This is a genomic window from Pseudomonas sp. KCJK9000 (assembly GCF_046230725.1).
In the GTDB taxonomy this organism is placed as follows: Bacteria; Pseudomonadota; Gammaproteobacteria; order Pseudomonadales; family Pseudomonadaceae; genus Aquipseudomonas; species Aquipseudomonas promysalinigenes.
The window spans coordinates 1-17805 of the sequence record NZ_JBJJLN010000018.1; the positions used below are offsets into that span (position 1 = coordinate 1).

The 17805-nt window shown below is 61.5% G+C and carries 14 protein-coding genes; 9 read left to right on the top strand and 5 right to left on the bottom strand.

All coding sequences use genetic code 11. From position 1 onward, the window contains the following. Positions 1-354: 354 nt before the first annotated feature. From glnA to ntrC, 4 genes are all read left to right on the top strand, one after another. The gene (gene glnA / locus ACK59H_RS10410) at positions 355-1761 is read left to right on the top strand and encodes a type I glutamate--ammonia ligase (protein WP_060480427.1); all 1407 of its coding nucleotides are present in this window, start codon (positions 355-357) and stop codon (positions 1759-1761) included. A gap of 150 nt (positions 1762-1911) precedes the next feature. Next, on the top strand, positions 1912-2454 hold the full coding sequence (locus ACK59H_RS10415; RefSeq protein ID WP_409264430.1) for a chorismate mutase: 543 nt from the start codon (positions 1912-1914) through the stop codon (positions 2452-2454). A 265-nt stretch (positions 2455-2719) separates the two neighbouring features. Next, entirely contained in the window at positions 2720-3805 is a 1086-nt protein-coding gene (gene glnL / locus ACK59H_RS10420; protein WP_186476293.1) for a nitrogen regulation protein NR(II), read from the top strand. Then, positions 3802-5238, top strand: a complete 1437-nt coding sequence (gene ntrC / locus ACK59H_RS10425; protein WP_261744307.1) for a nitrogen regulation protein NR(I) — start codon at positions 3802-3804, stop codon at positions 5236-5238. The genes glnL and ntrC overlap by 4 nt, the downstream gene beginning before the upstream one ends. 357 nt (positions 5239-5595) lie before the next feature. Here the strand turns inward: ntrC and ACK59H_RS10430 are convergent, their stop codons facing one another. After that, complete coding sequence (locus ACK59H_RS10430) at positions 5596-6033, bottom strand: hypothetical protein (protein ID WP_350492326.1); 438 nt, start codon at positions 6031-6033, stop codon at positions 5596-5598. On the opposite strand from ACK59H_RS10430, the gene trmL reads away from it, so the two are divergent. Beyond that, positions 6032-6493 (top strand): tRNA (uridine(34)/cytosine(34)/5-carboxymethylaminomethyluridine(34)-2'-O)-methyltransferase TrmL, encoded by a 462-nt coding sequence (gene trmL / locus ACK59H_RS10435; protein WP_409264431.1) that lies wholly within the window; start codon positions 6032-6034, stop codon positions 6491-6493. The two genes, ACK59H_RS10430 and trmL, sit on opposite strands and share 2 nt — an antisense overlap. A 74-nt stretch (positions 6494-6567) precedes the next feature. On the opposite strand, the gene secB is transcribed toward trmL, so the two are convergent. Genes secB through ACK59H_RS10450 form a run of 3 tightly spaced genes read right to left on the bottom strand, consistent with a single transcriptional unit; the run spans position 6568 to position 7762 of the window. After that, positions 6568-7053, bottom strand: a complete 486-nt coding sequence (gene secB, locus ACK59H_RS10440; protein ID WP_060480433.1) for a protein-export chaperone SecB — start codon at positions 7051-7053, stop codon at positions 6568-6570. Between the two features lie 39 nt (positions 7054-7092). Further along, positions 7093-7347, bottom strand: coding sequence for a glutaredoxin 3 (gene grxC, locus ACK59H_RS10445; RefSeq protein WP_060480434.1), 255 nt, complete (start codon positions 7345-7347; stop codon positions 7093-7095). Position 7348: 1 nt separating this feature from the next. After that, positions 7349-7762 carry a rhodanese-like domain-containing protein gene (locus tag ACK59H_RS10450; RefSeq protein WP_409264432.1) on the bottom strand — a complete coding sequence of 138 codons (414 nt, stop codon included), beginning with the start codon at positions 7760-7762 and terminating at the stop codon, positions 7349-7351. A gap of 205 nt (positions 7763-7967) precedes the next feature. On the opposite strand from ACK59H_RS10450, the gene gpmI reads away from it, so the two are divergent. The 4 genes from gpmI to ACK59H_RS10470 all read left to right on the top strand — a co-directional run bounded on the left by gpmI (position 7968) and on the right by ACK59H_RS10470 (position 13120). Beyond that, the gene (gpmI, locus tag ACK59H_RS10455) at positions 7968-9503 is read left to right on the top strand and encodes a 2,3-bisphosphoglycerate-independent phosphoglycerate mutase (RefSeq protein ID WP_207937352.1); all 1536 of its coding nucleotides are present in this window, start codon (positions 7968-7970) and stop codon (positions 9501-9503) included. Between the two features lie 122 nt (positions 9504-9625). After that, entirely contained in the window at positions 9626-10921 is a 1296-nt protein-coding gene (locus ACK59H_RS10460) for a murein hydrolase activator EnvC (protein ID WP_060480437.1), read from the top strand. Positions 10922-11000: 79 nt separating this feature from the next. After that, positions 11001-12344, top strand: coding sequence for a S41 family peptidase (locus ACK59H_RS10465; RefSeq protein ID WP_060480438.1), 1344 nt, complete (start codon positions 11001-11003; stop codon positions 12342-12344). Between the two features lie 8 nt (positions 12345-12352). Further along, positions 12353-13120 (top strand): divergent polysaccharide deacetylase family protein, encoded by a 768-nt coding sequence (locus ACK59H_RS10470; protein ID WP_409264433.1) that lies wholly within the window; start codon positions 12353-12355, stop codon positions 13118-13120. A gap of 5 nt (positions 13121-13125) precedes the next feature. Here the strand turns inward: ACK59H_RS10470 and ACK59H_RS10475 are convergent, their stop codons facing one another. Continuing rightward, a complete protein-coding gene (locus ACK59H_RS10475; protein WP_409264434.1) occupies positions 13126-17796 on the bottom strand; it encodes a dermonecrotic toxin domain-containing protein in 4671 nt (1556 codons plus the stop codon). Between the last annotated feature and the right edge of the window lie 9 nt (positions 17797-17805).

The following is a 17805-nucleotide window of genomic DNA, read 5'->3' on the forward strand; positions in this document are numbered from 1 at the left end:
CGTCCGCGCGCAAATCCCACAGGATCAATTGGCCCGAAACAAACGTAGGAGCGAGCGCAGCCCGCGATGCGCCGCGCGGGCGGCGCTCGATCGCAAACGCACCACAACAACAACGCCGAGCACCACAACAGTGCGCACCTAACAAAAAACGCATCAAAACCGTGCATCATTACCCGCAAGCCCGCCACCAAATGCCCGCAAACGCCCCTTTTTATCCCACCCTCGCCATTTTCGGGCACTGGCATGCAATTTGCTCCCTTGTGAGGCAGGTACGCTTGGCCGACTATCCGCGCCCAGCAACACCCTTTTTCCAGGGCGGCGGCCTACCGCGCTCTAGACCATCCGGAGGACAACATGTCGAAGTCGGTTCAACTCATCAAAGATCATGACGTCAAGTGGATTGATCTGCGTTTCACGGACACCAAAGGCACCCAGCACCACGTGACCATGCCGGCGCGTGATGGCCTGGACGAAGACTTCTTCGAAGTCGGCAAGATGTTCGACGGTTCCTCCATCGCTGGCTGGAAAGGCATCGAAGCATCCGACATGATCCTGATGCCGGTCGATGAAACCGCCGTTCTGGACCCGTTCACCGAAGAGCCGACCCTGATCATCACCTGCGACATCGTCGACCCGTCGAGCATGCAGGGCTACGATCGCGACCCACGTGCGATCGCCAAGCGCGCCGAAGAGTACCTCAAGAGCACTGGCATCGGTGACACCGTATTCGCTGGCCCAGAGCCAGAATTCTTCATCTTCGACGAAGTGAAGTTCCAGTCGGACATCTCCGGCTCGATGTTCAAGATCTTCTCCGAGCAAGGCTCGTGGATGACCGGCGCTGACGTAGAAGGCGGCAACAAAGGCCACCGTCCGGGCGTCAAAGGCGGCTACTTCCCAGTTCCGCCGTTCGACCACGACCACGAAATCCGTACTGCCATGTGCAACGCGCTGGAAGAAATGGGCCAGACCGTTGAAGTTCACCACCACGAAGTGGCGACTGCCGGCCAGAACGAAATCGGCGTCAAGTTCAACACCCTGGTGAAGAAGGCTGACGAAGTTCAGGCACTGAAATACGTCGTGCACAACGTTGCCGACGCTTACGGCCGTACCGCTACCTTCATGCCTAAGCCACTGTACGGTGACAACGGCTCGGGCATGCACGTACACATGTCGATCTGGAAAGAAGGCAAGAACACCTTCGCCGGTGAAGGCTATGCCGGCCTTTCGGAAACCGCTCTGTACTTCATCGGCGGTATCATCAAGCACGGTAAGGCCCTGAACGGCTTCACCAACCCATCGACCAACTCCTACAAGCGTCTGGTTCCAGGCTTCGAAGCCCCGGTAATGCTGGCCTACTCGGCTCGCAACCGTTCCGCCTCGATCCGTATTCCTTACGTCGGCAGCCCGAAAGCCCGCCGTATCGAAGCCCGCTTCCCGGACCCATCGGCTAACCCATACCTGGCCTTCGCTGCCCTGCTGATGGCTGGCTTGGATGGCATCCAGAACAAGATTCACCCAGGCGATGCTGCCGACAAGAACCTGTACGACCTGCCGCCAGAAGAAGCCAAGGACATCCCGCAAGTTTGCGGCAGCCTGAAAGAGGCTCTGGAAGAACTGGATAAAGGCCGTGCGTTCCTGACCAAGGGCGGCGTGTTCTCCGACGACTTCATCGATGCCTTCATCGAGCTGAAGAGCGAAGAAGAAATCAAGGTCCGTACTTTCGTGCACCCGCTGGAATACGAGCTGTACTACAGCTGCTGATCTGATCGGCGCCTGGCGTCGATAAGCTGATCGATACGGCCTCCCTCGGGAGGCCGTTTCTGTTTCTGCCTTCAGAAACTTCGGAAGGCTCCTACCCGCAGCCCAGCCTAGCTTCTGCACACTCGGACCTTCATTCAAAGGAGGTTCAGCATGCGTACACCCTTGCTTGTGGCAACCGCCAGCCTTGTTATCACCGGCTGCGCGGCATCAGAACCAAACCACCCCGCCTTCGGCCCACTGCTCGAAACCATCGAGCGTCGCCTGGATTTGGCGCAAGCGGTCGCCTTGCACAAGTGGGACAACGGCCAACCTGTTCAGGCCAGCACCCGTGAACGGCAAGTAGTGGCCAATGTGCGGGCGGCCGCACCTGAATATGGCCTGGCTGCAGAGCGCGCCGAGGCGTTCTTCGCTGACCAGATCGAGGCCAACAAACTGGTGCAGTACACACTGCTTTTCCACTGGCAACGCGTGGGCGCAGCACCAGACGAGCCGCGCAGCGACCTGCAACGGCAGATCCGCCCCCAACTGGACCAGCTACAGAGCGCCTTGCTCAGGCAACTGGCCGACTTCGACATGGGCAAACCGCAAAACTGCGCCGCCGAGTTAGCCAAGGCCGTGGCCGGCCGCCCTGTGGACCACCTGACTCAGCAGGCTCTGATCCGCGCAACTGGCCAGCTGTGCGACACACCCTGAACCACCTATGCTCTATATTGGTGCATGAAATCTGCGAGTGAGCCGGTTTGTACCCCAAAACGGTTCACCGGAATCGATTTATCAGGGCATTCTGGTCCGAATATGCGCATATTCAGGCCGTTATCAGTAAATTCCGCTTCTTTTCGGAGCCTTGGTTTGTTTCTTGCAGTTTCTTGGGCAGAGACTGGCATCAGCGGTTCCACCGCGCGCCCGGCCAATGGCCGCAGCCTGCCCGACAAGTGCCAAAAGAGGTCGACGACGCCTTATGACCATCAGCGATGCACAGCACCGTCTGCTTCTGGACAACCTGACCACCGCCACGCTCCTGCTCAATGCGGAACTGCGCCTGGAGTACATGAACCCGGCCGCAGAAATGCTGCTTGCAGTCAGCGGCCAGCGCAGCCATGGGCAGTTCATCAGTGAACTGTTCACCGAATCGACCGAAGCGCTCAACTCATTGCGCCAGGCGGTGGAGCACGCGCACCCGTTCACCAAGCGTGAAGCGCAGCTGACGTCATTGACCGGGCAGACCATCACTGTCGACTACGCCGTGACGCCCATCCTGCACCAAGGCAATACCTTGCTCCTGCTGGAGGTTCACCCGCGCGACCGCCTGTTGCGCATCACCAAGGAAGAGGCCCAGCTGAGCAAGCAGGAAACCACCAAGATGCTGGTGCGGGGCCTGGCTCACGAGATCAAGAACCCGCTTGGCGGCATCCGCGGCGCCGCGCAATTACTCGCTCGCGAGCTACCCGAAGAGGGGCTGCGCGACTACACCAACGTGATCATCGAAGAGGCCGACCGTCTGCGCAACCTGGTCGACCGCATGCTTGGCTCGAACAAGCTGCCGTCCCTGGCAATGACCAACATTCACGAAGTGCTCGAACGGGTCTGCAGCCTGGTCGATGCCGAAAGCCAGGGCTGCATCACTTTGGTGCGCGACTATGACCCAAGCCTGCCGGATGTGCTGATCGATCGTGAACAGATGATCCAGGCAGTCCTGAACATCGTGCGTAACGCCATGCAGGCGATCAGTTCGCAGAACGAGCTGCGCCTGGGCCGCATCACCCTGCGCAGCCGCGCCGTGCGTCAGTTCACCATCGGCCACGTGCGCCATCGCCTGGCGGCGCGGATCGAGATCATCGACAACGGCCCGGGTATCCCCTCGGAACTGCAAGACACGCTTTTCTACCCCATGGTCAGCGGGCGCCCGGACGGCACCGGCCTCGGCTTGGCCATTACCCAGAACATCATTAGCCAGCACCAGGGCCTGATCGAGTGCGAAAGCCACGCAGGGCACACCGCCTTCTCGATCTTCCTGCCCTTGGAACAAGGAGCCAACGCCTCATGAGCCGAAGTGAAACCGTATGGATCGTCGATGATGATCGCTCCATCCGCTGGGTCCTGGAAAAAGCCCTGCAACAGGAAGGCATGACCACCCAGAGCTTCGACAGCGCCGATGGTGTGATGGGCCGCCTGGCTCGCCAGCAACCGGATGTGATCATCTCTGACATTCGCATGCCCGGCGCCAGCGGCCTCGACCTGCTGGCGCAGATTCGCGAACAACACCCCCGGCTGCCGGTCATCATCATGACCGCCCATTCCGACCTGGACAGCGCTGTGGCGTCCTATCAGGGCGGCGCCTTCGAATACCTGCCCAAGCCATTCGACGTCGACGAAGCGGTGTCTTTGGTCAAGCGCGCCAATCAGCACGCTCAGGAACAGCAAGGCCTGGATGTACCCCCAACGCTGGCTCGCACCCCGGAAATCATCGGCGAAGCGCCGGCCATGCAGGAGGTGTTCAGAGCCATCGGTCGCCTGAGCCACTCCAACATCACCGTGCTGATCAACGGCGAATCCGGTACGGGTAAAGAGCTGGTGGCGCATGCCCTGCACCGGCACAGCCCACGTGCCGCATCGCCGTTCATTGCGCTGAACATGGCGGCCATTCCGAAGGACTTGATGGAGTCCGAGCTGTTCGGCCATGAAAAAGGCGCATTCACCGGCGCGGCCAACCTGCGTCGCGGGCGCTTCGAGCAAGCCGACGGCGGCACGCTGTTCCTCGACGAAATCGGTGACATGCCGGCCGACACCCAAACCCGCTTGCTGCGAGTGCTGGCCGATGGCGAGTTCTATCGCGTGGGCGGGCATGTGCCGGTGAAGGTCGACGTGCGAATCATCGCCGCAACCCACCAGAACCTGGAGTCACTGGTAACTGCTGGCAAGTTCCGCGAAGACTTGTTCCACCGCCTCAATGTGATCCGCATCCATATCCCCCGCCTGGCAGACCGCCGCGAGGACATTCCGGCACTGGCCCGTCATTTCCTGGGCCGTGCCGCACAGGAGCTGGCGGTCGAGCCGAAACTGCTCAAGCCAGAAACCGAAGAGTTCATCCGCAACTTGCCATGGCCGGGCAACGTGCGTCAGTTGGAGAACACCTGCCGCTGGATCACCGTGATGGCCTCCAGCCGCGAAGTGCTGATTGGCGACCTGCCGCCGGAGCTGTTGAACCTGCCGCAGGATGCTGCGCCGGTGACCAACTGGGAACAGGCCCTGCGCCAGTGGGCCGACCAAGCCTTGGCCCGCGGCCAGTCGAACTTGCTCGACAGCGCAGTGCCCAGCTTTGAGCGCATCATGATCGAGACCGCACTCAAGCACACCGCCGGGCGCCGTCGCGATGCGGCACTGCTGCTGGGCTGGGGCCGCAATACCTTGACCCGCAAGATCAAAGAGTTGGGGATGAATGTAGATGGCGGGGATGACGAAGAAGGTGACGACCACTGACCCAGCGCTTCGTCCGTGAACTCACTAAGGCCGCTTCGCGGCCTTAGTCGTTTTTGCCCCGTGATGCACCGTTGCTGTGCCCGATGCACCTCACCAAGGCACAAACCCCCTGTAAAAACGGCCAAATTGCCCTCAAGGCCCAGTAATCACGGGTTTTGCAAAACTGGCACGCCACCTGCAATGGTAGGTACATACCCAGTTTCGGGGGCCCTGGTACAGGCAGGCCGGGTGACCCCTCTTTTATTCGCAGTAGCCGTTTTCGGGGACCTCGGTACAGGCAGGCCGGGCCATCCCCTCTTTAATACGCAGTAGCCCCCTTTGGGGACCTCGGTACAGGCAGGCCGGGAATCCCCTCTTTTATTCGTGCAGCCTCACCTGCACCCGCCAACGCCCAGCGTCCTCTGCACCGGCCCATTCACCGTGCAGGGGGCGCGCGGCAATCAGTGTCAGTAACAGCCCCTTGTCGCTGTCCTGCAAACGCCAGCCCACCGGCTTGCCCTGCAAGTCCAATTGACCGCGCTGAGCTTTGCCTTGGGCCTCAAACAGCACAGCCACGGTGCCCTCGACATTTTCGCCATGCAGCTTGGGGGCTTCGTTGAACCACAGGTCCAGGCCACCCTGTACCACCTCGACCTGCTCCAGTACACGCTCATCCGGGGCCGTCAGGCGCCCGATCATCAGGCCCACCAGCACGCCAAACAGCGCCAGGGAAAGCAGCATCCGCGGCCAGGCCTTCGAACGCAGGTCCGGTTCGAGGGTAGAATGCTCGTCATCTTCACGTTTGGAGCCGTGCATGTTTCACGTCATCCTTTTTCAACCAGAAATTCCGCCCAATACCGGCAACATCATCCGCCTGTGCGCCAACAGCGGTTGTGCCCTGCATCTGATCGAGCCAATCAGCTTCGAACTCGACGACAAGCGCCTGCGCCGGGCAGGGCTGGACTACCACGAGTATGCCACGCTCAAGCGCCACCAGAGCCTGGCTCAATGCCTGAAAAGCCTGGGCAACCCGCGCCTGTTCGCCTTCACCACCAAGGGTTCGCACCCTTTCGATGAGGTGGCTTATCAGCCAGGGGATGCATTTTTGTTCGGGCCTGAGAGCCGAGGCCTGCCGGCAGAAGTCCTGAATAGCCTGCCAGCGCAACAGCGCTTGCGCCTGCCGATGCGGCCAGGGTGCCGGAGCCTTAACCTGTCCAATACCGTGGCGGTGACCGTCTATGAAGCCTGGCGGCAGAATGGGTTTGCCGGGAGCTGACCGTTAGCCCGCGAACAGGCCGGCACAGGCATTAAAAAAGCGCTCCAAGGAGCGCTTTTTCGATACCGGCAGGATTACTGCACGGTAGGCGTTTCGCCAGTTTCCTGCATGCGCTGCAGCTCTTGAGCGTACAGGGCGTCGAAATTGACCGGCGACAGCATCAGGGCCGGGAACGAGCCGCGGGTCACCAGGCTGTCCAGGGTTTCACGGGCGTACGGGAACAGGATGTTCGGGCAGAACGCGCCGAGGGTGTGGCTCATCGACGAAGCGTCGAGGTTCTTGATCAGGAAGATACCGGCCTGCTGAACCTCAGCGATGAATGCGACTTCGTCACCGTTCTTCACGGTAACCGAAAGGGTCAGCACCACCTCGTGGAAGTCACCCTCCAGGGCCTTCTGCTTGGTGTTCAGGTCCAGGGCAACGCTCGGCTCCCAGGTCTGACGGAAGATCTGCGGGCTTTTCGGGGCTTCGAACGACAGGTCACGCACGTAGATGCGCTGCATGGAGAACTGCGGGCTGTTGTCTTCTGCAGCAGCGCCGTTGGTCTGTTGGTCAGTCATGGCAGATCCTTATCCTAATGGTTTTGAATGCAGGGCAAGTCAGGGCGCCAGCAGCGCGTCGAGCTTGCCGGCGCGCTCCAGGGCGTAAAGGTCATCGCATCCACCGACGTGGGTACTGCCGATCCAGATCTGCGGCACGGAGGTACGGCCCGCCTTCTGGCTCATTTCGGCACGCACCTGCGGCTTGCCGTCAACCTTGATTTCCTCGAAGGCCACGCCCTTGCTCTGGAGCAGGTGCTTGGCGCGCATGCAGTAGGGGCAATAGTCGCTGGAATAGACGATGACAGGCTTCATATCACTTCACCAAGGGCAGGTTATCGGCTTTCCAGCTGGAAACGCCACCGCTGAGCTTGGCGGCGGTGAAACCAGCCTTGATCAGCTCGCCGCAGACCGCGCCGGACTGCTGGCCCATCGCGTCGACGACGATCAGGGTCTTGGCCTTGTGTTTTTCCAGCTCGGTCATGCGGCTGGCAACTTTGTCCTGTGGAATGTTCAGCGCACCGACGATGTGGCCGGCCGAGTACTCCTTGGACGGGCGAATGTCGATGATCAGTGCCTGCTCGGCATTGACCAGCGCGGTCAGTTGGCCATTGCTCAGGCTCTGGCCACCACGGCGCAGTTCGTTGACGAGCAAGGCAACCAGCAGAATCACGAAGATCGCCACCAGGATGTAGTGATCTGTCGCGAATTGAATCAGGTGAGCAACCATCAGCGGTGTTCCAGGCGATTGAAAATGCCGGCCAGTATACACAGCCCCCCTGTGCCACCAAAGCCCGATGGGCCGGTGGTAAAGGTAGGTTCATGTTGCTGCAGGCCTGCGCCGGTCGGGTGGCAGGACGATTATTCGCCGCAGATGGCGCATTTGCCCTAAAATGCGTGTCTTTATCATCTTTGAACAACCGTGAGTTTGATTGATGACGAGCACGCCCAAACCCCTGGTCCTGATCATCCTGGATGGATTCGGCCATAGCGAAAGCCACGAATTCAACGCCATTTACGCCGCCAACACCCCGGTCTACGACCGTCTGCGCGCCACCCAGCCGCATGGCCTGATTTCCGGCTCCGGGATGGATGTCGGCTTGCCAGATGGGCAAATGGGCAACTCTGAAGTCGGCCACATGAACCTCGGCGCCGGGCGCGTCGTCTATCAGGACTTCACCCGCGTGACCAAGGCCATCCGCGATGGCGAATTCTTCGAAAACCCCGTGCTAAGTGGCGCGGTGGACAAGGCAGTCGGCGCCGGCAAGGCCGTGCATATCCTCGGCCTGCTGTCCGACGGTGGCGTGCACAGCCACCAGGACCACCTGGTCGCCATGGCCGAACTGGCCGCCCAGCGTGGCGCCGAGAACATCTACCTGCACGCCTTCCTCGACGGCCGCGATACCCCGCCACGCAGCGCGCAGTCGTCGATCGAACTGCTCGACGCGACTTTCGCCAAGCTCGGCAAGGGCCGCATCGCCAGCCTGATCGGCCGTTACTTTGCGATGGACCGGGATAACCGCTGGGACCGCGTCAGCGCGGCCTACAACCTGATCGTCGACAGCGTGGCCGACTACAGCGCCGACACCGCATTGGCAGGCCTGGAAGCGGCCTACGCCCGCGAGGAGAACGATGAATTCGTCAAGGCCACGCGCATCGGCGCACCGGTCAAGGTCGAAGACGGCGATGCGGTGATCTTCATGAACTTCCGCGCCGACCGTGCTCGTGAGCTGTCGCGTGCCTTCGTCGAACCGGACTTCAACGAGTTCCCACGGGCGCGCCTGCCAAAGATGGCCGCCTACATCGGCCTGACTCAGTACTCGGCCAAAATTGCCGCTCCGGCCGCCTTTGCACCGTCCAGCCTGGACAACGTGCTGGGTGAGTACCTGGCGAAAAACGGCAAGACTCAGCTGCGTATCGCCGAAACCGAGAAGTACGCACACGTCACGTTCTTCTTCTCCGGCGGCCGCGAAGAGCCATTCGAAGGCGAAGAGCGCATCCTGATCCCATCGCCGAAGGTTGCCACCTACGACCTGCAGCCGCAGATGAATGCGCCTGAAGTGACCGACCGCATCGTCGAAGCCATCGAGCAGCAGCGTTTCGACGTGATCGTGGCCAACTATGCCAACGGCGACATGGTCGGCCACACCGGTGTCTTCGACGCTGCAGTCAAGGCTGTCGAAGCCCTGGACACCTGTGTCGGGCGCATCGTTCAGGCGCTGGAGAAGGTCGGTGGCGAGGCCCTGATCACCGCCGACCACGGCAACGTCGAACAGATGGAAGACGCCTGCACAGGCCAGGCCCACACCGCGCACACCAGTGAGCCGGTGCCGTTCATCTATGTCGGCAAACGCAAGGTCAAGGTCCGCGAAGGCGGGGTACTGGCCGACGTGGCGCCAACCATGCTGAAGCTGCTGGGCCTGGAAAAACCGGCTGAAATGACCGGCACCTCGATCCTGCTCGACGCCTAACGCTGCCAGCTGCACGCGGCAAGATCAGGCCTGCCATTGCTCGCTTTTTCTTGCCGCAGGTAGCTTGGCGCTTGCCGCTGCTCCATACTAGGCCAGTCTTCATCCCTGGTACGCCGAACCCCATGCTACGCGCCCTGATCCCCTTAGCCCTGTCCTGCCTGCTCAGCCCGGCCTTCGCCGATGAGCGCGCACAGACCCAGCAGCAACTGGATGCCACCCGCCAGGACATTGCCGAGCTCAAAAAGACGCTAAGCAAGCTGCAGGAAGAAAAAGCCGGAGTGCAAAAAGACCTCAAGGCCACCGAAACCGACATCGGTAACCTGGAGAAGCAGGTGGAGGCCCTGCAACAAGAACTAAAAAAGACCGAGGGCGAGCTGGAGCGCCTTGATACCGAGAAAAAAAAACTCCAGAGCGCCCGCGTTGAACAGCAACGGCTGATCGCTATACAAGCTCGCTCGGCCTACCAGAACAACGGCCGCGAGGAATACCTCAAGTTACTGCTCAACCAGCAGAACCCTGAGAAGTTCGCCCGCACCCTGACTTACTACGACTATCTGAGCAAAGCCCGCCTGGACCAGCTCAAGGCCTTCAACGAAACCCTGCGCCAGTTGGCCAATGTCGAGCAGGACATCTCCCGCCAGCAGGAACAACTGTTGGCCCAGCGCGCCGACCTCGACACTCGCCGCCAGGCCCTGGACGCCGAACGCAGCAAGCGTCAGCAGGTGCTGGCCAAGCTCAACAACGACGTGAAAAGCGGCGACCAGAAACTGCAGGCCCGCCAGCAGGACCAGGCGGATCTGGCCAAAGTGCTCAAGACCATCGAAGAAACCCTGGCCCGCCAGGCCCGCGAAGCCGAGCAAGCGCGGCAGAAGGCCCTGCTCGCCCAGCAGGAGGCCGAGAAGCGCCGGCAGCAAGAAGCCTTGGCCGCACGGGCCGACAAAGACGATGCCGAGCCGCCGAAAAAGGCTCGCACCACCCTCGGCCCGATGGTTTCCAGTGATGGCGCCAGCTATGGCGGTGCATTTTCTGCTGCACGGGGAAAACTTCCTTGGCCAGTCAACGGTCGACTGCTGGCACGCTTTGGCGATGCCCGCGGCAATGATGCCCGAGCCAAGTGGGACGGGGTGATGATCAGCGCCAACCCCGGCACGCAAGTGCACGCCGTGCATGGCGGGCGAGTGGTGTTCGCCGACTGGTTGCGTGGCGCTGGACTTCTGGTCATTCTCGACCATGGCAATGGTTACCTGAGCCTGTACGGCCATAATCAGAGCCTGCTCAAGAGCGCCGGCGACATCGTCAAGGCCGGCGAAGCCATTTCCACCGTTGGCGACAGCGGTGGCCAGGACAGTGCAGGGTTGTACTTCGCCATCCGCCAGCAGGGCCGGCCGACCGACCCAGCACAATGGTGCCGCGGCTGACACACAACAAACGGTATAGCGCCAGGCGCCGCACCGATGCTCCCCAGGGAGCGCTTACAGGATCAGGAGTTCGTTCGACATGCTGCACTCGCCTCGCCTCACCCAGCTGGCCCTGACCATCGCCCTGGCGATCGGTGCGCCCCTGGCCTGCGCCGCGGAGCCGGCGAAAGCACCCGCCAAATCCGCCGCGATGCCCGTCACCGAGGTGACCGCCAAGGCCCCGCTGCCGCTGGAGGAGCTACGCACCTTCGCCGAGGTCATGGACCGCATCAAAGCCGCCTATGTCGAACCGGTGGACGACAAGACCCTGCTGGAAAATGCCATCAAAGGCATGCTCAGCAACCTCGACCCGCACTCGGCCTACCTTGGCCCTGAGGACTTCCAGGAGCTGCAGGAAAGCACCAGCGGTGAATTCGGCGGCCTTGGCATCGAGGTGGGCCAGGAAGATGGCATGATCAAAGTGGTGTCGCCAATCGACGACACCCCGGCTTCCCGCGCCGGGGTCCAGGCCGGTGACCTGATCGTCAAGATCAACGGCGCCCCCACCCGCGGCCAGACCATGACCGAAGCGGTCGACAAGATGCGTGGCAAGGTTGGCGACAAGATTACCCTGACCCTGGTGCGCGACGGCGGCAGCCCGTTCGATGTAACCCTTGCCCGCGCGGTCATTCAGGTCAAAAGCGTGAAAAGCCAACTGCTCGAAAGCGGCTATGGCTACATCCGCATCACCCAGTTCCAGGTCAAGACCGGCGATGAAGTCGGCAAAGCCCTGACCAAGCTGCGCAAGGACAACGGCAAGAAGCTGCGCGGGGTGATCCTCGACCTGCGCAACAACCCAGGTGGCGTGCTGCAGGCGGCCGTGGAAGTGGCCGACCACTTCCTCACCAAGGGCCTTATCGTCTACACCAAGGGCCGGATCGCCAACTCCGAGCTGCGCTTCTCTGCCGACCCGGCCGACGCCAGCGAAGGTGTTCCGCTGGTGGTGCTGATCAACGGTGGCAGCGCCTCGGCCTCGGAGATCGTCGCTGGCGCCCTGCAGGACCACAAGCGCGGCGTACTGATGGGCACCGACAGCTTCGGTAAGGGTTCGGTACAGACCGTACTGCCATTGGCCAACGATCGTGCGCTCAAGCTGACCACCGCGCTGTATTACACCCCCAACGGCCGCTCGATCCAGGCACAAGGTATCGTGCCCGATATCGAAGTTCGTCAGGCCAAGCTCACCGCCGATGCCAGCGACAATGACAACGACACCTTCAAGGAAGCCGACCTGCAGGGTCACCTGGGCAACGGCAACGGTGGCGCCGACCGCCCGACCGGCAGCAGCAAGGCCAAGCGCCAGGACCGCCCGCAGGACAGCGACTATCAGCTGAGCCAGGCGCTGAGCTTGCTCAAGGGCCTGAACATCACCAAGGGTGACTGACCCAACCCATGCGTTATCTGCTGTGTATTCTGTTCTGCCTGATGGCCGGTGCTGCGCAAGCGGCACCGGCCGGCAAGGCTTACCTGAGCATCATCATCGACGATCTGGGCCAGAACACCGAGCGTGACACCCGCACACTCGCCCTGCCAGGGCCGGTGACCATGGCGATCATGCCCGATACCCCGCATGCCACTGACTTCGCCCGCCAGGCCCACAAGGCCGGCAAGACGGTGATCCTGCACATGCCCATGGACCCAGCCACCGGGCCCTACGCCTGGCACCCAGGGATCGCCATCGAAGAGCTGGCGCGGCGCCTGGACGCGGCCTTAACCAAAGTGCCGTACGCTGCGGGTATCAACAACCATATGGGCAGCCGCATGACCGCCCAGCGCGAGCCAATGACTTGGTTGATGGGTGAACTGCAGCGCCGGCACCTGTTCTTCGTCGACAGCCGTACCAGCGCAGCTACGGTCGCCGCAGCCCAGGCGCAGGCCGAAGGCCTGGCCCATGTTTCACGGGATGTATTCCTCGACGACGTGCGCACCCCTGAAGCCATTGCCGCACAATTGCAGCAAGGCGTCGCCCTGGCGCACAAGCAAGGCTCGGCGGTACTGATCGGCCACCCATACCCGCAAACCCTGGCGGTACTCGAACAGCAACTGCCCCGCCTGAAAAGCCAGGGCATCGAGTTGGTAAGGCTGCAGCAGATGATCGCCGAGCGCGGTAATCAGGCCATGCCAGCCCATGGCAAGCATGGCCGTTACCAGAACCGCTGACCCGGTCAATCGAAAGGAATGATGCCCTCGACATCGTTCAGCCGCACCTCACCCCGGTAGATCGCCAGCAAGTCCTTGCCGGTGGCTGCCGCCTGAAGCTGCGCTTTGCGGCCCAGCTTGCGCTGCGACCAGAGCTTCAGATGGCCCTTGCTGAACTGCCGTGCGCCAGTTGTGGCCGTGGGGTAATGGAAATGCGCCTCCCACAAACCTTCGCCCTCCTGCTCGCCAGCCCTGACGCGTCGGCGAATCTCGTAGACATCCAGGTAGTCCTTCGCCGATAGCATGCGCCGCGGCCCGGCACGGTGAACGGTCACTTCCTGATGCTCGACCAAAAAGCGCAAACTTTTCGCCGTCGGGTGGAAGGTGACCAGGTACATCCCGGTCAGCAGAGCACGCTGGGTTGCCTGCAGCCTGGTCACTGCCTGGCTCAGGCTGTCGAACAGTTCGTCTTCAGGGGTCAGCCTGGGTAGCTTAGCCTGCGCTTCTTTGATCTTGTCGATATGCTCTTCCACGACCGTGGAGAGCCCGAGCGCTTCATCCGATTTGACATACAGGCGAGCCAGGGAAATCACCGAATCCACCTGATCCACCAGTGCCTGGGCACGTTGACGCGCGATGCGCGGGTCCTTGGGCGAGAAAGGTGGCAGTTCGCTGCCGCCTAATCCAGCGGCTTGCTCGACCCATTCTTCGCCCTGTTTATGAAACGTCTTGATGACGTTCTGGGTGCGGAAGTCTCGTTGCTGAACCACGGCAACGCCGTCGATCTCTACCTCTTCACCCAGAACGCTGCGGCCTCGGTTGGTCCTGACCACCTTGCGTCGGCCACCGCGCGGCGCATAAGTAGGGGGCTGCCGTGCGGGCGGCTGCTCAAGTTCTTTTTCCCGTACAGCCTCGGCCATATCCTTTTCCGCCAAGCTCTGAAGGCCCTCGAGCCTAAGCTTGTACTGCTGCAGACGATCTTGCCGGATAGCAGGGCCACCCAGGCTGGTCAGGTAGTCCGCCATGCCCCTGGCTTCTTCGTAAACCTCCAGAATGCCTGCCAGTACCTCGATCCTTTCAGCGGCCGAGAGCTCGCTTGCAGCCAGATCGCCATGGGCATTGCCCGCGCTGATCAAGGTCTCGCTGCCAAGGTAATCCAGGTATTGCTCCAAGGTGCGCTCGTCGACGTCCACCAACCGGTCGAGGCTGGCCTCAGCCAAATCGAGCAGCAGACGGAAATCCAGGTCGATAGCAGATAGCCGACGCCGCTCGATGGTTTCCTTGAGCTCCAAGTCCTTGTTGATCCTTGCGCCACTCGCTTCGTCCCTGTACAGGATCGAGCTATCGTTGAGGGTATCGACCAGTAACTTGTCCAAAACCCGGGAAATATCGACCAAGTCGGTTTCCCATTTGATGACATTCTCCAGCATCCCCAGGAAGTCTTTGTAGTGCTGTATTTCGCGCTCACCTTCGGGGCGTACGGCGATGTCCTTGGAAATATCATCCAAGCCCTCATCATTGATCATCTTGGCCATCTCGTTGTAGTAAACCGAGAGGTTCTGGATCAGTGCCTGACGAACGCTGCTGCGCTGTTCGCTGAGCGAGTCGAGCAGCGTTTTCTCGTCGATGCGCATGGCGTTCAGCCGCGCCAACACTTGATCATGCTCTATGCCATTCTCGACCACTGCCTTGAGTTCGTAGATGACCTTTTCGTTGAGCTTCTTGCGCAGGCGACGCGTCAGGTCCAGAAGGTTCTGGCTCAACTCGTCCAGCTCCGGCCGTGCTAGCAAGGCTTCGATCTGCTGGTCTTTTTGGATAAGCATTTCGCGATGCCCCTCCAGTTGCATACCCAGCCGGTTATTGTTCCTCGCCAAGTCTGCTTCGGTATGGCGCAGGCTTTCGAGCAGCTTCTGGTTTTCTTCTCGCATTGCCTTCAAGCGACTGCGCGGCATGCCGGCGCGCAACCGCAGGGCATGGTCGATTCGCCACTGACCATCGACCAACGCCACCCAGGGCCCCGCTCGCCCAGCCTGGTCTACGATACGAACCCCTTGGTCGGTAACGCGCGCGCCGTAAACATCGCCAGCCAATTGCACGTAATGCTGCCCATCGAGCGCGTAAAGGCCATGGTGCTCACCGCTTTCGATCATTTTCAGCCCACTGAGCGATTGGCGCACCCGCATGCTTTGCAGCGCCTTGCGTCGTTCGGCCGAGAGCACATTCAGGCCTTGGGCGCCACGCCAGGAAAAGTCCAGTCGCGTGGCCTGCTCTGCCAGGGCACCTGGTAAACCGACCTTGCCTTGGGCCGGCATGGATGCCTGAGCACGACTGGCCGGATGCACCCTCGGCCATTGCTCGGTGGCCGCAGCGGGCAGTACCGATGCCGTTGCTTGCGGTGCGCCTGGCAGGCGCAGATGCATCAAAGCCATGGATGCATTGAGCAGCAGATCCACCACGGCAGCAGAGCGCTGGAATGCATCGCTGCCACGCAACGCCGCCACATCGTTTTGCAAAGCCCCAAGAGCCTGCACCAACCATGCTACCGAAGCCACCGGGCCGCGCAGCCACAAGCTGACCAAATCGAACAACAGCCAGGCGCCCTGGGTGAGAATGGCCCAACGGCTTTCCTGGTTGGAAACCGTCTGGCGGTCGGCCAGCTCCACCAGCAGGTCCCGGTTGGCCTGGTACAGCTGAGCATCGACATCCCGCTGCCAGAACTGGGCTTCGAAAGAGGCAGGCTTGACCCGCGCAGGCAACACTGAGGTATCGAAAATTGGCTTGAGCAAATGAGGCTCAAGGAAACCACCCCAGTCATAGACACGACGAGCTTGCGGGCTCAGCCAGTCAAGGACGCTGGTTTGCAGCGCACCGGCCTGGCCTATCGCCGCCATCATCGCCTCGATGCTGGGGTACTCGGTGAGCGCCACATCGCCGTATAACGGGCGATACAGCAGCACACAGGCAGGCTGCGTGGAAAACAGCACGTACATGCCAGTTGCCTGGTCGCTGGCCGGCGCCGTAGCTTCGCGCTTGAACGCCAGTGGCATCAGCATCTGCGCAGGTAATTGGGGGTCAACCACACCCCGGCAGTAGTCGACAACGCACTGCAGGCCAGCTTCGCTGAGGTCATTGGCCAAGCGGGCCGAAAGCGCACTGAACAACAGCGAGCAGCGCCACTCACGCCCGAACCGGGCCACCCGCTGTGGGCGCTGTTCGGGGTCATCCAGGCATTGAGCGACATACGCCGGGTAGTGACCACCAATGTCGACCTTTTGCACCAGGGCCTGCACATAGGCTGGGTTCATCCAGTCCATGATCAACTGCCCTTGGCGGTGGTGCACAGCGCTGAGCACTGCGCCTTGCAAAGCGCTGAGGTTGCCAATGGCGAACTCGGTCAAGCTCAGGCGCCGATGCTCCACACTGCCGCCACCCACGCCTGCGCCAGCACCGCCCGGCGTGCCGCGGGCGATGGTCAGGGTCAATTCAAGGTCGTCGGGGAAGTAGTTGGCGTCATCGGGATGGTCGGCCAGCAACTGCGCCCGCAGCTGCTGGCGTGTGTAGGCGTGCAGGTCCAGCACCCCCTCCAGGGCGCCGATACCATCGGACTGTGCTTGGGCCAGGGCTAGGTCGAACAATGCGCACTGGCAAGCGAAGCTATCGGCCGCCGCTGCATGCAGAAAGCGCGGTGGCAGTAGGGTGCTGGCGCGTGGTTCGATCAACCGATAGCCATCGACAAAGTAGCGCGATGGATCGCACAGGCCAGCGAAACACTGCTCAAGCGCGTCAACGTCAGCTAGTTGCCAATAGCGCACGCGGGTCACAGGCTCAAGCAGCGCCTCAAGCATCAGCGCGCTCAACTGGGCGAAAGCATCGCCCTCCAATTCAAAGCGGTCCCAAACGAAACCCTCGAATGCATGCCGCTGGGCGAACGTATCCTGTAGGGCCAAGGCGAACTCGTCCAGCGAATCGAACGCACGGATCACACTGCACGGCGCGCACCACAGCAGTACCTTGCGCGCATCGCTTTCCCCCATGATCAGCAAATTAGGCAACAGGCAGCGATAGCTCTGGCCGCCTCGGCTCAGTCGTACCTGTACCACGCTCACACTGGGCGATCGCTGGCCGCCCTGAAGCGCACCGTGGATGTAGCTCTGCTGCTCGGCATCCAGGTTCTGCATAGGCAGGTTGGCCAACCAGGCGGCTTTGATCGTCTGTTGCAGCCACAGGTCACGGCTGACACCGCTGACGCCCAGCGCTTGCCAGTAGTCGGCTTGCGCCTGGCAAAACTGCTCGGGCAACAGCAGCAACAGATCGTTGAGCGCGGCGGTCAGCGCTTGGGGCCTGACCACATCGTCATCGGAGCTCTGGAATGGGTCAGGGTTGGCATAGAAACGGTAGGGGACTTGCAGGCTGAGGCGGTAGTCCAGGCCGGCCACCCAGGGAAAATCCAGCACACGACGCGTCAGTAGCGCTTGCAGGACGTAGTCGACAAAAGGCTGGTGGCTCCAGGTGCCATCGACTTGCGGAATCATCAAATACAGCGCTTGAGCAGAGGTCAGTTCAGGCCGGTAGTGGGCAATGGCCGGGTACTGTGCGATCAGCACCTGCATCAGTTGCTGGCCCGCGACCTGGCGCAGAGTCGGGCGGCTAGCGAAGTGCGCGGCCACAGCATGTTTGTCATCGTTCAGGGGGGGCATGGGCGCTTG